At 68.0% G+C, this 16,369-nt stretch carries 9 protein-coding genes and 3 pseudogenes; 6 read left to right on the forward strand and 6 right to left on the reverse strand.

Annotation, left to right across the window (positions count from 1 at the left end; genetic code table 11):
- Window positions 1-15: 15 nt before the first annotated feature.
- The 3 genes and pseudogenes from COUCH_RS26245 to COUCH_RS26255 all read right to left on the reverse strand — a co-directional run.
- Window positions 16-4,890, reverse strand: a complete 4,875-nt coding sequence (locus tag COUCH_RS26245; protein ID WP_249607872.1) for an HD domain-containing protein — start codon at window positions 4,888-4,890, stop codon at window positions 16-18.
- A gap of 160 nt (window positions 4,891-5,050) precedes the next feature.
- Window positions 5,051-5,715, reverse strand: a pseudogene (locus COUCH_RS26250) (IS21 family transposase); the annotation flags it as partial.
- Between the two features lie 385 nt (window positions 5,716-6,100).
- Window positions 6,101-6,820: pseudogene (locus COUCH_RS26255) on the reverse strand (transposase); the annotation flags it as partial.
- A gap of 481 nt (window positions 6,821-7,301) precedes the next feature.
- On the opposite strand from COUCH_RS26255, the gene COUCH_RS26260 reads away from it, so the two are divergent.
- On the forward strand, window positions 7,302-7,733 hold the full coding sequence (locus COUCH_RS26260) for a hypothetical protein (protein WP_249607873.1): 432 nt from the start codon (window positions 7,302-7,304) through the stop codon (window positions 7,731-7,733).
- Between the two features lies 1 nt (window position 7,734).
- Here the strand turns inward: COUCH_RS26260 and COUCH_RS26265 are convergent.
- Window positions 7,735-8,606, reverse strand: a protein-coding gene (locus tag COUCH_RS26265; protein ID WP_249607874.1) for an IS5 family transposase whose coding sequence is annotated in 2 segments (ribosomal slippage) — window positions 7,735-8,270 and window positions 8,270-8,606 — 873 coding nt in all. Because the reading frame shifts where the segments join, the coding sequence is not laid out codon by codon here.
- 274 nt (window positions 8,607-8,880) lie between these two features.
- Here COUCH_RS26265 and COUCH_RS26270 point away from each other — a divergent pair.
- Window positions 8,881-10,356, forward strand: a complete 1,476-nt coding sequence (locus COUCH_RS26270) for a hypothetical protein (RefSeq protein ID WP_249607875.1) — start codon at window positions 8,881-8,883, stop codon at window positions 10,354-10,356.
- A 444-nt stretch (window positions 10,357-10,800) separates the two neighbouring features.
- Here the strand turns inward: COUCH_RS26270 and COUCH_RS26275 are convergent, their stop codons facing one another.
- Both COUCH_RS26275 and COUCH_RS26280 read right to left on the reverse strand, forming a co-directional pair.
- Window positions 10,801-11,901, reverse strand: a complete 1,101-nt coding sequence (locus tag COUCH_RS26275) for a helix-turn-helix domain-containing protein (protein ID WP_249607876.1) — start codon at window positions 11,899-11,901, stop codon at window positions 10,801-10,803.
- Window positions 11,898-12,245: a hypothetical protein gene (locus COUCH_RS26280; RefSeq protein WP_249607877.1), complete on the reverse strand. Its 348-nt coding sequence runs from the start codon at window positions 12,243-12,245 to the stop codon at window positions 11,898-11,900. The genes COUCH_RS26275 and COUCH_RS26280 overlap by 4 nt, the downstream gene beginning before the upstream one ends.
- Window positions 12,246-12,476: 231 nt before the next feature.
- Here COUCH_RS26280 and COUCH_RS26285 point away from each other — a divergent pair, with 231 nt between their 5' ends.
- The 4 genes and pseudogenes from COUCH_RS26285 (at window position 12,477) to COUCH_RS26300 (ending at window position 16,346) form a co-directional block, all read left to right on the forward strand.
- The gene (locus tag COUCH_RS26285) at window positions 12,477-12,743 is read left to right on the forward strand and encodes an EsaB/YukD family protein (RefSeq protein WP_249607878.1); all 267 of its coding nucleotides are present in this window, start codon (window positions 12,477-12,479) and stop codon (window positions 12,741-12,743) included.
- The gene (locus COUCH_RS26290; protein ID WP_249607879.1) at window positions 12,740-13,183 is read left to right on the forward strand and encodes a Mov34/MPN/PAD-1 family protein; all 444 of its coding nucleotides are present in this window, start codon (window positions 12,740-12,742) and stop codon (window positions 13,181-13,183) included. The genes COUCH_RS26285 and COUCH_RS26290 overlap by 4 nt, the downstream gene beginning before the upstream one ends.
- Complete coding sequence (locus COUCH_RS26295; RefSeq protein WP_249607880.1) at window positions 13,176-14,486, forward strand: ThiF family adenylyltransferase; 1,311 nt, start codon at window positions 13,176-13,178, stop codon at window positions 14,484-14,486. Before COUCH_RS26290 ends, COUCH_RS26295 begins: the two co-directional genes overlap by 8 nt.
- Window positions 14,487-15,176: 690 nt before the next feature.
- Window positions 15,177-16,346, forward strand: a pseudogene (locus COUCH_RS26300) (IS3 family transposase).
- Window positions 16,347-16,369 lie beyond the last annotated feature (23 nt).

Genomic DNA, 16,369 nt, shown 5'->3' on the forward strand with positions numbered 1-16,369 from the left:
GTCGTTCCCCTCGGGTCAGGCGGTGGGTTCGAGCCGCAGCTCGAGGAGGCCGGCGAACCGGGCCAGCCGCAACCGAACCGCCTCCGCGGTCTCGTCGACGTCGGCCGCCGCGGCGGCGATCTGCTCGGCGGTCACGGTGCCGTGCAGCGCCGGCTCCTGACCGTCACGGTGCACCGTGAGCACGAGCAAGTCCTGCCACGACACGTACTCGTCGGGGCAGCGGTCCGGCCGATACTCCAGGCTCAACCCGAGGGGTACCAGCCGCGCCATCCTGCGGTGGCACTCGGCCACCGTCCACCCGTAGCGCGCCGCCACCTGCACTAGCCACAGCAACGAGATCGAGCGCAGCCCGTGGACTCTGCCGTAGCCCTCCGTCCGGTGCACCATGTGGACGTCGTACCGGTCGGCGGGCCGGTCGTCCAGGGCCCGGCGGGCGTCGTCGTCGAGGGCCGGCACGGGGACGCCGATCGCCCGGAACGGTTCCAGCCAACCGAGGAAGGTGGCGACGGACTGCCGCGCCCACGCCGCACCCTGGACGATGTCGGCCGCCGTGAGCGCCCACGACAGGTCGTGCACGCCGAAGTGGGGGAGGTCCCAGTTCCCCACGAGTGCCCGCCGCTGCTCCAACCGGCTGCAGCGGACGTCGGAGTCGAGCGCCTCGGCGGACAGGGACGACGCGGCCGACGAGCCGGGGAACAGGACCTCGAAGTAGTTGAGCGCCTCGGCGACGGAACAGTCCAGCACCGACGTCAGGTCGATGATCTCCGGCAGGGTCGGCGGGCGGCGGGGGTCCACGATGCGCAGCAGCCGGCGCCGCTCGACCAGGCGGTCCTCGAAGCCGCCAATGTGGCGCGGCCCGATCGCCCGGGACATCTCGTGCACTGCGGTCCAGCGGCTCGCCAGGCTCTGGCGCGTGGTGGCGTACTCGTACAGCATGAGGTCCTCGTTGATGATGACGCGTTCGCTCTCCGTCGGGACCGCCTCCGGCTCCGGGTCGTCCGCCGGCAGCCGCACGAAACCGGCGCTCTCGAGGCGGGACAGACCGGCGCGGACCTCGCGGACGGTTGCCTGCACCCGCCCGGCGAGCGCGAACAGGTGCAGCGCGGTGAGCGGCGTGCCGAGATCGTGTGCGTATGACAGCGCCTCATGCTCGACCCGCTGCAGGTCCGCGGGGAACAGGTGCCGGCCGGTCACCTCGTAGCCGAGCGGCCGGTAGCGGTCGAACAGCGTGAGGACCTCCGGCACACTGCGCCCCAGCTTGGCGCTGACCCGGACGATGTGCGCGGGCGAGATCGACGGCCCGATCCACGGCTGCACGCCGTCGAGGTCCCGCGCGAACAGTTCGAGATCGTTGAACGTGAATACCTGGTCGCACAGCTCGCCGACCGGTGCGGGCGGGGTCCAGTCCGGCGGTACGAGGGCCGCGGCACGCCGCAACACCTCGCCGAGCGGGGCGTGCAGGTCGGCGGAGGCCCGGACCAGCAGGGAGCCGAGCGCCCTGCGCGGCGGCCGGCCCGGCGGCGCCCACGCGGCCGCCGCGTACAACAGCGACCGGTGCTCCGTGCCCTCGGTCAGCAGTTCATCGTTGTCCCGGAACCGGCAGTGCACCGGGGGAATCTCCCGCGCGGCGGACACGTCGAGGCCGGTGATTGCGTACCGCCGCAGCCGCCGCAGGCGGACGACGGGCGGCTCGTCCTCGTCGGCGGCCAGGTCGATCAGGTCCTCGACCGACGGGCGCCCGTAGGCGCTGGGGTTGGGGAATCCGCGGCCGGCCTCGTACACCTTGTCGAGCACCGCGGCGTCCAGCGGCCGGACGACGGGGAAGCCGTCCACCCGGGTCGCCTCGGGCACGTGCTCCATGCCGACGAAGGTCAGGACGCCCTTCCAGATGCCGACCCGCCACGCCAGCAGCCACATGTTGCTGGCGCTCGGGCCGTAGAACGAGATCGGATCGCCGTTGAAGAGCAGCTGGTCGACGGGGAGGCAGCCGACCCGCTCGATCGGCGCCAGCACGCCGTGCGCGAACGAGCCCTCGACGGGAACTCGCCGCCGTTGCGCCAGTAGGCGGTCGAACACCTGCTCCGCGACCGCCGGCGTCTTGTCGGTGACCCGCCACAGCCACGGCAGCGTGAGACCCGGCCACTCCTGCAGCGCGGGCAGCGACGCCTCGATCTCGGCCCGGATCCAGTCACGGTCCCACTGCCGCAGCCGGTTGCGGTCCACCGTGAACTGCGGGCGCCGCGGCCCGCGCAGGTTCACCACCAGGCCGTGTCGTTCCTGGTTGGTGCGCACCCCGTCGGCGGCCAGGCCGCCCTCGCCGGTCACCCACCACAGGTCCGTGCCGTGCTTGAGCGGGGTCGTGGTGGCGGTGGGGTACCGCAGTTCCTCCGGCCGCCAGGTATCGGACGGCCCCTGCTCCTCGGCGACGTCCACGTCGAACTCGGCAACCCACAGCAGGCGACGCATCGTGCGCAGCACGGAGAGGCGGTCCTCGCCGGTCAGGTAGAGCCGCACCCGGGTGCCGCCGCCCGGCATACCGGTCGACGGGTTGATCTGGAAGAGGCTCCCGCTGCTGGCGATGCGGACATGGAACCCGAGCGGGGCGACGACGTCGTCCTCGCCGATCGGCCGGGTGACGATGGTGATCTCCTCGGCCAGCATGAAGTAGCTGAAGACGCCGACCCCGAACTGGCTGTTCGGCACCATCTGCAGCGGCGGGTCGAGCTCCTGCCAGCGGGCGTACTCGGCGCGGAACGTGGGCCGGTACACGAAGCGTTCGCCCGCGTTGGCGAACGTGCTCAGCAGCACCTCCTTACCCATGCCGACGCCGTTGTCGGTGCACTCGATGTACTCGCGCCCCTGGGCGTCCGCGCCCTGGCGGATCTCGATCCGGCCGGTCCAGCCCGTGGTCGGCTCGCCCGTGCGGTCGAGGTAGGCGCGGCGGGTGCGGCGGTACCGGCAGGCGTCCAGGGCATTCTGGTACAGCTCGCGGATCGCCAGGTCCGGCTCGCCGTACAGCTGGCGGCCCATGAGCAGCTCGCGGACCTTGTCGTCGGACAACCGGAACTGCAGCAGGGGCGTATCGAACACCGGCCGGCCCTCGTTGATCTCCGCCCGTACCCGCGCCGCCGAGAACGCGGCCGGCACGCCGCTGCCGAAGCCGTCCGGGAGCTCCAGTCCGGACAACACCCGGCGGGTCGCGTCGGCGCGCCGGACCAGCCCTTCGAAGGCGGCGTAGAGCGCCGGGTGGTCGCACACCGCGGTCAGCGCTAGCGTGTCGCCGGTGCGCTGCCACGTCGCCTTGACCGTCGCCGCGTGCAGCGCCGACAGGTGCAGGCCCTCGCCAACGCCGACGTGGTCGACCACCACCGTGGGCATCCGGCGCGGATCCGCCGCCAGGACGCCGGCCAGCCACAGCACGGCGGCCAGCGAGCGCAGGCGCGGTTCGAAGATCTGCGTCCGCAGGTCATCGGCCAGCCGCCGGTCGGCCGGGTCGCCGTCGATGCCGCGGACCAGGGCGCGCAGTTGGGAGGACAACTCCCGGGCGGTGACGTTCTCGGAGGTATCCCGGCCGGTGACGGCGGCGGCGAGCCGTTCGATCAGGGCGCACATGTCGGGGTCGGTCCAGAGCGACGACCGGCCGGCGAGCCAGCGGTGCACCAGCCAGGCGGCCAGCGCGTCGCGTGGCTCGGTTCGTCCCCGGCGCGCCAGCCCCTCCGCCCGGCGGCACACGTGCTCGTGCATGGCGTGCGTGATCTCCAGGTCGCTGCGTGGCCCGTCCCGGTACGTCCGGGTGAAGTCCTGCGGGGTGATGCCGGCGGCCAACCGCAGTCCCGCGCTCAGCGCAATCTCCCGCAGGAACGGGGCGGCCACGAGGACCGCGACCTCACCCGCCGTGAGCCGGGCGTCGGGCGAAAGGCACAGCTCGGCCGCGGCGAGCACCCGCACGGGGTAGTCCTGCGCCGACCACGGGTCGGCGATGCCGGTGCGCTCTTGCAGGTGGTCCCGGGAGCCCTGCCAGCGGGTGGCGCAGTCGTCCACGATGTCGAGCACCGCGTGGCGGGCCCGGCCGACGTCGTCGCCCGGGGCGTCCGTGCGCGCCCACAGAGCGGTGGACTCGACGGCCCGGCGCCACGCGGTGCTGACCGGGTCGCCCTCGCACACGACTAGCGCCTCGACCTGCTCGCGCGTCATGCCGTTGAGCGCGATCACCAGCTCGGGCCTCTGCTCCAGGCCGTCGGTGCGGGCGGCCTTGCGGGCGAGCTCCCGGGTCACCTCGGCGCAGACCTCGCGCAGGGTCCGGGCGCTGTGCCGGCGGTCCAGCACCTCCGCCAGCGCCTGCGTGAAGAAGCTACCGTCGTCCCCGTGCAGGCTGCGCTCGCCCGGCCGGCAGCTGTTGAACAGCACGAACGCGCCGTTGCCGGGGATCGGCAGCTGCCCGCGCGCCCACGGCGCCGACAGGGCGTCCGCGAGGTCGTTGCGGCAGGCGTCGACGACGAACAGGACAAGGTCGGCGGGACACCGGCTGAGGTCCGACGGTACGACTTGGACGAGGCTCTCCACCGCGGGCCCGTCCGGCCCGGAGTAGGCGTCCTGCGGCACGAGCCAGCTCTGCCCGTCCACCACGACGCCGTGCCCCGAGAAGTACACGACGAGCACGCCGCCGGGCGGGGCCTCGCGCACCGCCCGGGACACTGCGGCCCGGATGCGGTTGCCGGTCGGTTCCTGCCCGGTCGGGTCGCCGGCCCCGCAGTGCCGTACCTGGTATCCGGACTGACCCAGCGCGTCGGCCAGCCGCCGGATGTCGGCGCCCACCACGTCGGGGATCGGTGTAAAGAGGTCGTCGTCGCAGGACGGGACGCCGATGAGCAGCGCCGAACGATCGGTCACAGCCACCTACCGCAGAAGGGTCACGGATGTACGACCTTACCTAGTGCGTGCGCGGGGGGACACTGAGCAATCGGGTTGACTTGCCTGTCACGGCGTTGGGGCGGTGCCCTTTGGGCTGACCCATGGGTTGCCGCGCGGGCCCGGTCGAGATCACTTAGGTGAGGTCTGTCTCGCGGATCATGGGCGTTGATCGTTGAACCGGTACGCCGTTCTTGGACTGCGGGTCCGCCGGGACGCAGGTGCGGATCGTCATGCCGTAGTGCCGGTCGACCTGGACGATCTCTGGATTTCAAAGGGCGACGTCAGCGACGTGCACGACGGTGATCGTCTTCTCGTTGTCTGTCAGGACATAGGCCGGAACCCCGCCCAGGCGCCGAAGGGTCGCGTCGAGGCAGTCCACAATCGTCGGCAGGGTCTAGTCGAAGACGGGATCACCACCCGGAACCGAGACCACGCCAGCCAGGCGCACCACGACGACGTGCGACGGCCGGCGATGCGCGGGCCCTCGCCCCAATCGAACTACATCCACAAATCCGGCTCCAGGATGCACGGCCGGAACACCCGCCGACGTCCGGCCTGGAACGACTGCTTCACCGCGGCGACCGCCCGCCGCGTCGTGCGTTCCCCGCCCGCAAACCCCATCGCGGTGATTCGCCGATGCACCACGCCCGTCCGGACCCGGCCACCCGAGCAGGCGACCAGCTCCTCGATCTTGTCCATGAACTCGTCGATCGGACGAGCCCGATGCTGCCGCTCCTTCGGGTTGCGGCCCTCGTTCCGCAACTTCACATACCGGGCCACGGTGTGGTGGTCACAACCCGCAATGATGCGCAAACGTACCTTGACCGCCGACCTCATCCATCTCGCCCTGGACGAGTCGAGCCGCCGCCCGGAACCGTGGGTAGCCGTCGAGCAACCACTGCGATTCCTCCGCACCAGCACCACACCGGTCGCCGACCTGCTGTCCCGCTCGTCAAAACACCTACGCGCCCGCTACCAGAACCACTACGGAGCAGCAACTATCCCCTCCACACCTTCACGAAGAAACACGCCGATCGGGTCCGGTTGTGCAACCTTGCCGACGTCCTGCCAGCCGTCGCCACAGCCCTGCTCTAGCCCTGGCGGACAAGCGTGTCGAGCCCGTTACCGGCCATGGGGGGGGGTGTCCCTATGGCTTCTGTCAAGCGGCAAGGGCGAGCTTGTCTGCCGGTTAGCGCTGGTAGGGCGTTGCGGTGCGGAGCATGGCGTGCAGGACGTCGACACGACGGCGGGCCAGGCAGATGAGGGCAGCGTTGTGTTTCTTGCCTTCGGCACGTTTCCGGTCGTAGTAGGCCCGGCTGGCCGGGTCGGCCAGAGCGGCGAACGCAGACAGGAAGAACGCGCGTTTGAGCTGCTTGTTACCGCCCTTGGGCGGGTGTTCCCCGCGGATGCTAGTGCCGGAACGCCGGGTGACCGGTGCCAGGCCGGCGTAGGCAGCCAGATGGCCGGAGCTGGGAAACGCGGCGACGTCGCCGACTTCGAGCAGCATCCGAGCTGCGGTCCTGACCCCGACACCGGGCATCGAGATCAGGACCGAGGAAAGAGGGTGAGCATCGAGCATCCCCTCGACCTGCTCGGCGAGCTGCTCGCGCTGTTTGAGCAGCTCTCGCAGGTTGTCGGCAAGCCGCGGAAGGATCGTCTCGGCTGCGGTGGAGCCCGGGACGACGACCGTCTGGGCGTCAAGGGCGGTGAAGATCGCCTCGACCAAGCGAGCTCCCATGCGCGGTGCACGTGGCTTGACGATCTCCGTCAGTTTCGACCGGCCGGCCTTGCGCAGCCCGGCCGGGCCGGCGCACCGCGACAGCACTTCCAGGACCGCGGGATGCTGCACCTTCGGGCACAGCACCCGCTCGAGCGGCGGGTGGATCTGAGTGAGCAGACCACGGATCCGACAGCATGGCTCACCGCCGTACCGGCGCTTGCCTGGTCCGAGATCGTGGCTCGCAGATCGCCGCTGGTCGCTTATCTGTGCCGCAGCGAGATTCTGTCCGCGGGCGCGGTTGCCCGGCACATCGTCGAACCCAATGTCATCTACACAAGCGGTACGGAGGACACGGCCCAGTCCGCTTTCGGATATCGCATCGGGATGACGATGGCGGAATGGGCCTGCCGCGGCCTGATGGGTCTGGGGCCGACGCTTCACGCGGAGATTCGGGCCCCAGTCGGTCATGGACCTGCGTGGACGCCGTCGCTGGGACTGCCAGACCTCATCGGATATCACCCCGTGACAGGGCTCCCCTGGATTGTCGAGGCCAAAGGAGGACGCCGGCTCGCTGCGGATTCTTCCGATCGGACCGGGTGTCGAGAGTCGGCGCAGCCAACGTGGCGGAGCTGCAACGGTCACGCTCCTCGAGGACGACGAGTCCACACGGGTGGAGCGGCAGGCAGCTCGCCAGGATCCGTGGTATCTGCAGCGACCTGGCGAGCATCGGCTCGACATGCTCACCGGTGCCGTACCCGGCACCGACCTCGTCCTTGGCATGTCCCGGCGTTTGTACGCAGCCTGCGAAGAATTCGCGCTGCAACAGGAGCAGATCGCGGTGATGGTGGATCAGGAGATCCCGCGCCCGGACCGCGACGAAGCTGACGACGTTGCAGATCAGATCAATGCCGCACGGAGGCGATTGCTGTACCAGGAGGTTGACAGGTCCGAGGCAAGAACCCGTACGCGCGAAGCGTTCGAATCGGCGCAGGATCGCCAATGGCGGTCGCTGATCGACCGTCCCGCGCGGCTCACCCCGGAACCTGAACAGAATGTCTTGGAAGCGGCGACCGAAGACACCTATCTAGGGCGTGTTTGGTAAGTCATCGGAGCCACTCACCGATGGCAGCGACTCGGACGGTGGCGAGGTAGCGGACTGCGAGTTTGTCGTATCGAGTCGCGACGGCTCGGTGCCGCTTGAGCCGGTTGATGCCGCACTCCACCGCATGACGCTGCTTGTAGATCTCCGGGTCGAACGCCGGTGGCCGGCCACCGGCCGAACCACGCCGTAGCCGATGCCCGACCTGGTCGGCCGGCTCACCGATGGTCGCCCGGATGCCACGCCGGCGCAGCTCAGCACGGTTACCGCGGGAGCTGTAAGCCTTGTCGGCCAGGACCCGATCCGGTCGAGTCCTGGCCCGACCCGGCCCTCGGCGCGGCACCCGGATACCGGCCAGGACCGCACCGAACTGCGGGCTGTCCCCGGCTTGTCCAGCAGTGACCAGCATCGACAGCGGACGCTGACCTTGCTCGCAGGCCAGATGCAGTTTCGTGCTCAGCCCGCCGCGTGACCGGCCGAGGGCGTGGTCGTTGGGTTCGGTGTCCACTCCACCCGGCGGATGTTTCTGATCGTCCCCCATTTGCGGGCGCCGGCGGCATGCTGATGCGCCCGGCACACCGTCGAGTCGACCGACACGTCCCACGTGATGATCTGTCCCGCGTCCGCCGCCGCCTGCAACCGGGTCAGGATCTGCACCCACGTGCCGTCGCGCTGCCACTGCCGAAACAACCCATACGCGGTTTCCCACGGCCCATAGCGTTCAGGCATGTCCCGCCACGGCGAGCCGGTACGCACCCGCCACCGGATCGCGTTGATCACCATGCGCCGGTCCCGAGGCGGGCGTCCCATCCGCACCTCGGGCAGCACCGCCTCAAGCCTGGCCCATTGATCATTCGTCAAGTCACCACGCGCCACGCAAACTCAACGAACGATCAACATTCCAAACACGCCCTAGCCGTGGATGCACGAACCGCCGAGCTGGCGATGCCGCGCCGGTGACGAGCGGGTTCCGGTGTACAAACGCTGATTTCACGGCCGCCTGGAGTCTCATCCAGGCGGACCGACGACCTGTCTGCGGACCGCGACCCAAGTTCGCCAGCTCATCGGTGTCGGAGAGGGTTAGGTGTCCCGGACTGGGGACGCGTGGCGCGGGCCGCCCGCTGCCATCCCCATGGTGGACGATGAGGGCGTGAGCCAGGACATGCACCGGCAGCTGACCACCGCGATCCGTGATCTGCTCGAGTTTTCATGGCAGCACCGGGGCGACCTGATCGCCGCCGACTCCGAGCACGCCGAAGATCTTGCCACCCACCTGCGGGCCGTCAACGCGGCCGCCACTGCCGCCGCGCAGGCCAGCGGATACCTTCATGTCGCCAACGACGAAGCTCCCCTAGACCCGGCCGACGGCATGTGGGGTCGGAAGCTGAACGTTCGAACGTTACGCACGTTGGGGATCAGCGGCCTGCCACAAACCCGTAGCCATCCTGCTCCACCCGCAGACGTCGTCGAGGACCTCGCCGCATACCTCGCCGGGCCACACGTGCCGTGCGAGCGGATGTTCGTCATCGACGCAGACCTACCACTCGACCGCCCGCGCACGGTTGCAGGCTGGCGCATGGAGAGGCTGCGGGCCAGCGAACTTGTCCCGCTCACCCCGTTACCGTCGACTCGTGAGTTCGCTGACGATCCGTGGGACGAGGCGTTGAGTCTGGGCGGCTGCGTCGTCCTGCGCCGCGACACCGGCGATATCCGTCCGCGCGTCAGCACGATGTTCCCGGCCTGGCTCGGCGCCGACTTGGCTGAGCCCGAAGTACGGATCGCCGCGTGGGGGCCGATGCTGCTGCTGAACCTGGCCGCGACAGACCGAGTTGTGGTGGCCGCCGAATACGAAATTGAGCCGGGCCGGGTTGTCGACCGCATCCGCGGGACAGGAGTCGGCCTGAGCGTCGACGGGGACGATGTCGATACCTGGGACGTTCCCGCATGGGGTCCATATCGACCGCTGTCCGCCGAACTGGACGACATGCTGACCGCGACCGCGGCGCTCGAACCGTTCCTGGCCGCGTTCCAAGCCCGGCCACAGGCGCCCAAGGACGTACGAGAGCGGGTACAGAAGGCCGAGGGGCGGCTGCGGCGCAGCACTCATCGACTGCTGGCCCAAGGCCCGCGCCTGGGCGTCGATGGAGACGTCGTATCGCCACGGGACCGTGCGGAGGTCCTGTTCTGGTTCATATCCGCTCTGGAGCACCTACTGATCCCCGAGAAGGGCGGCGGTGACTTCAGCAGGAAGGTCGCCCAACGAACCGCAATGATGATCGGTGACGACGACGAGGATCGGCTGACCGTCCACCGCGACGTAGCCCGTTGCTACAGCTTGCGTTCCCGATTCGCGCACGGGGACGCAATCGAGCCGGAAGACCTCGATGTCCTTCCCACCAAGGCGTACGGCTACCTGCGGGAGGTCCTGCGAGCGCTGATCATCCTCGGCCCGCATTTCAAGGTCGCCGACACGTGCGACGACGCACTGGTGTCAGCCAGCGTGCGAGCCGAGCAGATCACCGATCCGGTGTCCGCTGTCGTCGACACTTTACCGGCGGATCTACGTGCCCTTCGCACCCCGGCCGACCGTCTACACCACCGGCCGCGCCGCCGCCGGCGCGCCTGACCGGCGGCCCGGTTAGCAGCGCTCATCAGCTGCACCCCCGGGTCCGATTGCTTGAAGCGTCCTGGGTCTGTCATCCCGCACTGCCGGATCGAACTGACCCGGCTCCGTCGTGACTGTGGTCCAGGTACCTGAGTCGACACGTCAGGGACGAGTATGCGTCTGTTCCTTGCGAGCACATCAGCGTGCTTGACGAACTTCTCTAGGAGGGCTGCCCCGGCCTGCGCTGAACCAGAACTTGCGGCATGCCCCTGACAACGCGGCTACACCGCCGCGTCCGGCGGTCATCATCCTCAACCGCGCTCGCTCTTCACGGCCCCAGGCAATCCGAGCACTGGCTCGACGAACGCCCCGATCGCCACGTGGGTCGGCGCTGGGATCTGGGTACACGTCTTTACCATCGCCATCGACTGAGCACGCTGGAAGATCGTTTCTGGAACTTTTACCTTACTTCCATGCCGCCAGCACATGGCCAACGTTCGGAGCATTCTTTGTGAAGGTGGTACGCCAGTCGAGACGCTTCCGGTGTTGGAGGTATCCCACGACGACGATCCGGGCGACTCCTAGTTCGGTAGCAGCCTGGTCGATCCACGAACTGCTTATGCGTGCCGGAACGTTAAGTTGTCCGCTTGGGAAGATGCACGCAGAGGCCAAATTATTTGCTTCCGCCTCTTGAGCCGACTCATGGCTGCCCTTGTTATCAATCTCCTCGGCGATGATGCGCTCTACATCCACATGCCCTCGGAGTACATGCGCGACCTCGTGGAGGAGGGTAAACAGGACTTTATCAAGACGCTGCCCCCTCCCCGAGAGTCCGATAACGGGATAGCCGTCGACATACATGGCACAGCCGTCTATCTTGCCACCCGGAAGCATCTCTACGTAAACCAGCCTTACACCGACTTCCGCGAACAACTCAGGTAAGGGGAAGAATGCGTCTGACGTCTTGAGAATTCGAGGCAGGGAGCGGGCAAGGTCTTCCAGCCCGGCGGCTGAATAGCTTTTCCTAGGAGGCAGTTCGCGTGCCTTCTTACGGACGCACGCTACCCAGGCGCCTTGAAGAACGCTGATCTCTTCGCCCTGGTTGCCACGCCTCGCCGCAGCAGCGAATTCCGGTTCCGCGTCTAGCGAACTGAGCTCGAACAAATTCATAACTTCGGCCTCGAGTTCGTCGAGTGTGTCGCCGACGAGGAGCTTGCGTTTGCGAAGCAACTGGATGGGAGCTTTGCTATTGAGAAGCGCGCGCCGGCGCACTTCTTCCAGCTTCCCCTGGGTGGCTTTGTTCTTGACTTGTTCGGCAAGTAGATATTGATCCTGAAGCCTCAGCCAATACTCGGCCGATAGGCCTAGCGCGGCACCAATCTGGGCCGCCGATTCCCTGGTGATCTCCTTCTTGCCAGTCACGATCTCGGAGACGAACTGGGTCGGCCGATCGAGGACGGCGGCAAAATCGGCCTGAGACCAACCCCTGGCTTCCAACTCCTCACCAAGGAGTTGCCCCACCGGGGTCTGGCGAGGCGGCAGTGGGTCGCGTTCAGGTTTGCTCATTTGGCTTCCATCTCGGGAGTCAAGAGTTCGAAGACGACGGCACCGTAGCTGTCGGAGTTCTTGAAGGTGAGGTCAATCAAGCGACCGGAGCTCAACACCGCCTGAGCCTTGCCCGGAAGGCCGTAGCCGGCTGACCTAATGCGCAACACGCGCATGTTCCGAAGGTCGGTGTCGACGTGCGCCGCCCGCGCGCACTGAACGAGACGATGAAACTCCGCGATCTCCTGAGCACTCCAGCCTTTCGGATGGAACTCAGGTTCGACGGCGAGACGACGCAGAGTCTCATCCAGGTACTCCCGTTCCACGCGTTCATTCTCCATCACCCATTGGCTGATGACGTGCACTCCAACAGCCGACGCTACACGTGCCCTACACCGGTCAGGGAGCGCCGAACACACCGAGAGCTCGTCATACTTACATCACCCCTGGGGTGATGGGGTGTATGCTTCGGGCAGCAAGGTCTCCTTGGAGATCGCGCTGTTGGCGCTACGGCACTGCGGGGGTCGCGGTACAGCGGTGCCAGCCGTCAGCACCTCACCGCAACCGGTGGTTCGCCGGAGATCAAGGACAACAAGATGAGCAACGACAAGCACGACACCGTCACGGTGACCTACAACGGCGCCGACGAGGACGTCCGCTACCAGCCGAACGCCGCGATCCAGGCGCTGCTGCAGCAGGCCAAGCACGCGTTCGCCCTGCAGAACAGCCCGAACAACCACCTCCTGGCGCTGTTCACCGGGGACGGCGTCGAGCTTGACGACAACCAGTCCGCGGCCGACGCCGGCGTGAAGCCCGGCATGCTGCTCGTGCTGCGCCAGAGCACCGTCAAGGGCGGCTCGTGAATCGGGTGCGGCTGCCGCGGCGCCTGCTGCAGGACTCGTTCGACCAGCTGCGCGCCTGTGGTGCCGGACACGCCGAGTGCGTCCTGTACTGGTGCGCCGCCCGGACCGAACCTGACCTGCTGACCCGCCTGGTGCACCCGGTGCACCAGGCGGGGCCTCGCGGGTACGACGTCGACTCGACCTGGATCACCAGGTTCTTCCTCGACCTGCGGCGCACGGGGCAGACCGTCCGCGTACAGGTGCACACCCATCCCCGGCACGCCGGACACTCCGAGACCGACGATCAATTCGCGCTTGCCCCCGCGCCAGGGTTCCTGTCGCTGGTCATCCCAGACTTCGCGGCCGGGCCAGCCAGCCTCGGCGACACCGTCCTGGTGGAGATGGACCGGAACTGCGACTGGGTACCGCGCCCGGCCGAGGAGGTGCTCAACGTTGTCTGAAGACATCTACGCCGCACTGGCCCGTACCGCGCTGCTCCTGGAGCGGGACGTGTTCGGCCCGGGTGTGGATCACCGAACCATCATTGACGGGCTGCGCGCTACGACTGTCCGGGTCCTCGCTGACCGGCGTAACGTCGCCACCCCAGCCGGGCAGACCGCGCTGGTCACCCTGTTCGGACAGCTGGCGATGATGGGCCTGCAGATCGACCTCGACGTGCCGGAGATTCCGCTCGTGGCCGAGCAGCCGCCACTACGCGGAGGTCAACTGCTGGGCGGCATGCTGGACTATGCCGACGACCTGATGCCCGGCGGGTCATCAAACGCCAGGACGCCCACGGTGACGTTCGCCCTCGGCGACACCCCGGCGTCGGCCGACGCCATACGGGTAAGCGGCACCGGTTGGCGGGCCGACGTCGGCTTGCGCGCCACCAGCATCGCCTGGAACGGAGACGACCAAGTGGGCGCCATGGCAGCAGCCGCGGCGGCCGCGGCAGACGGGCTCCGGGCCGCCCTGCCGCACACAGCGGAGCGTCTCGGCCGCCCGATGCCGTCGGCTGCCGGCTGGCGGCTGCTGCCGGAGCGCCAGGTCACCCTCGACCTAACCGACTACCGGACCGGCAGGCCGTCGCAGCTCGGGCACGTTGACGTGATCAGTGGCGGCGCGATCACCAACGCCGCGCTCTACGCACTGTTGCGCATGGGCCGGACGACCGCGGCTCTGCGCATCATCGAGCCGGAGCTGCTGGACCTTAGCAACCTCAACCGCTACGCGCTTGCCCGCCGTAGCTGGATCGACACCGCCAAAACGACCATGCTGAGCTCGTACACCCGCAACGGGCTCTCCATCACCGGCGTTCCGACACGGTTCGACCACCGCGCCGCTCAAGCACTCGCACCGATCGCCAAGCACGTGCTGGTGGGCGTCGACCACATCCCATCCCGCTGGCTTGTCCAAGCCGCAGCACCCCACAGCTGGATCGGGATTGGCGCCAGCTCACACGACTTCGTCCTCGTCTCCGCCCATCCAAGCGGAGCCGCCTGCGCCGGCTGCGTTCACCCGAAGGACGACGACACGGATGGACCGATCCCAACAATCTCCTTCGTTTCCTTTTGGGCTGGCCTGATCCAGGCCCTCGAGCTCACGTCCAGCAGCCGCGCGGCACGGCAGTCTGCCACTCGATCAACCCAGGTCTGGCCACTCGGACTGCACAACCTCCGCGGTCTGCACCGCTACACGCAGGCGCCCGCCCCGAACTGCCCGCTCCATTGCTCGATGTCACGGCCGGGCCAAGCAGCCGCATAGCGCGCAGGCGCGTCGGAAGTGAGCAAGGCATCCCGCCAGCCCCCAGAGCGTATCCAGCGTTGGCCGTCCATCGACTTCCTCAAGGCCTGGGCGGTCTGCCGGGATCACTGATTCGCATCAGCCATGATGGTCGGATGCGGCACGTCTGGGCCAGCCACCAGGCAATCCCCGAGGCCCGGACGATGCTGCATCGAACTTCATTTACGGCAGCATGGCCACGCCCGCGAAGCGGTCGTATAGGAAGGGGTACGGATTCGACGAAGGGCTCGCGGTACATGTCCTGATCGCGGCGGCGAGCACGACCTCCGCCGATGCGGTTGCCGAGTCAGTTGTCGCAATACATCCTCCGGCACGGACAGGGGCCGAGCCCCGGTCCGACTGCGTTGGCGATGAGCTGGGAATCCAGCGATCAGTGATGCCGTTGACCGCCTCGCGGCAGCTGAGCACACGTCTCGGGCAGCGCATCCGTCGAGTGAGGAAATTGCCTCGTCAGCGACCTCACGAAGCAGGGCCAGTGCAGTGCCCGGGCAAGTCTCGCGCGACAGCGTGACGATGGTGAGTCCAAGGCACGCCCGGTAGGAGGCGTAGCCAGGCCTACTCGCGTGCATCGACCAGCTCGGGTGGGTCTGCTGCACCGATAGGTGACATCTGAGATGGCTTGCCCTGACGGCGGGCTGGAAGGATGTTGCTGTGCCCAAGCCCTACCCGCGAGAGTTCCGCGATGATGTTGTGCGGGTCGCTCGCGATCGTGAGCCCGGTGTGACGGTCGAGCAGATCGCCAAGGACTTCGGGGTCCACCCGATGACGCTGTTCAAATGGCTGCGCCAGGCCGATATCGACGCCGGCGCCGAGTCTGGCGTCAGCCGCGGTGATTCCGCAGAGCTGCGCGAAGCCCGCAAGCGGATCAAGCTGCTCGAGCAGGAGAACGAAGTTCTGCGCCGGGCCGCGGCGTATCTGTCGCAGGCGAACCTGCCGGGAAAACGCTCTACCCGCTCGTGAACGAGCTCGCCGCCGACGGCATCCCCGTCGCGGTGACGTGCCGGGTCCTGAACATCGCTCGACAGCCCTACTACCGGTGGCTTGCCCGCCCGGTGACCGACGCCGAGCTGGCCGAGGCCTACCGGGCGGACGCATTGTTCGACGCCCACCGCGACGACCCGGAGTTCGGCTACCGGTTCCTGGCCGACGAGGCCCGCGCCGCCGGCCGCCCGATGACCGAGCGCACCGCATGGAAGATCTGCTCCGGCATGGGCTGGTGGAGCACGTTCGCCCGCAAACGGCGACGGGGCAGGGGCGGCAGGCCAGGTCCGCCGGTCCACGACGACCTGGTCAAGCGTGACTTCACCGCAGGCGGCTCGAACCGGTTGTGGCTGGCCGACATCACCGAACACCGCACCGGCGAGGGCAAGCTCTACCTGTGCGCGATCAAGGACGTGTGGTCCAACCGGATCGTCGGCTACTCCATCGATTCCCGGATGAAGTCACGGCTGGCCGTCCAACGCCCTGCACAACGCCGTCGCCCGTCGTGGTGACGTGGCGGGCTGCGTGCTGCACACCGATCGCGGGTCGCAGTTTCGCAGTCGTAAGTTCGTCCGGGCCCTGAACCAGCACCGGATACTCGGATCGATGGGTCGAGTCGGTGCCGCCGGCGACAACGCCGCCATGGAATCGTTCTTCGGTTTGCTGCAGAACAATGTCCTCGACCGCCGGGCCTGGAGCACCCGGCAGCAGTTACGAACCGCGATGGTGACCTGGATTGAACGGACCTACCACCGCAGGAGGCGCCAACGAGGCTTGTTCCGGTTGACCCCTATCGAGTACGAGACCATCATGACTCCACCGGCCAGTCAGGCCGCGTGACTTGACCTGTCACCTATCGGTGC

Source organism: Couchioplanes caeruleus, assembly GCF_023499255.1.
GTDB lineage: Bacteria > Actinomycetota > Actinomycetes > Mycobacteriales > Micromonosporaceae > Actinoplanes > Actinoplanes caeruleus_A.

Excerpts from the sequence above, each read along its gene's own strand:
- COUCH_RS26285 (WP_249607878.1), top strand. The coding sequence starts at position 12,477 with ATGAGCAACGACAAGCACGACACCGTCACGGTGACCTACAACGGCGCC.
- COUCH_RS26275 (WP_249607876.1), bottom strand. The coding sequence starts at position 11,901 with ATGAGCAAACCTGAACGCGACCCACTGCCGCCTCGCCAGACCCCGGTG.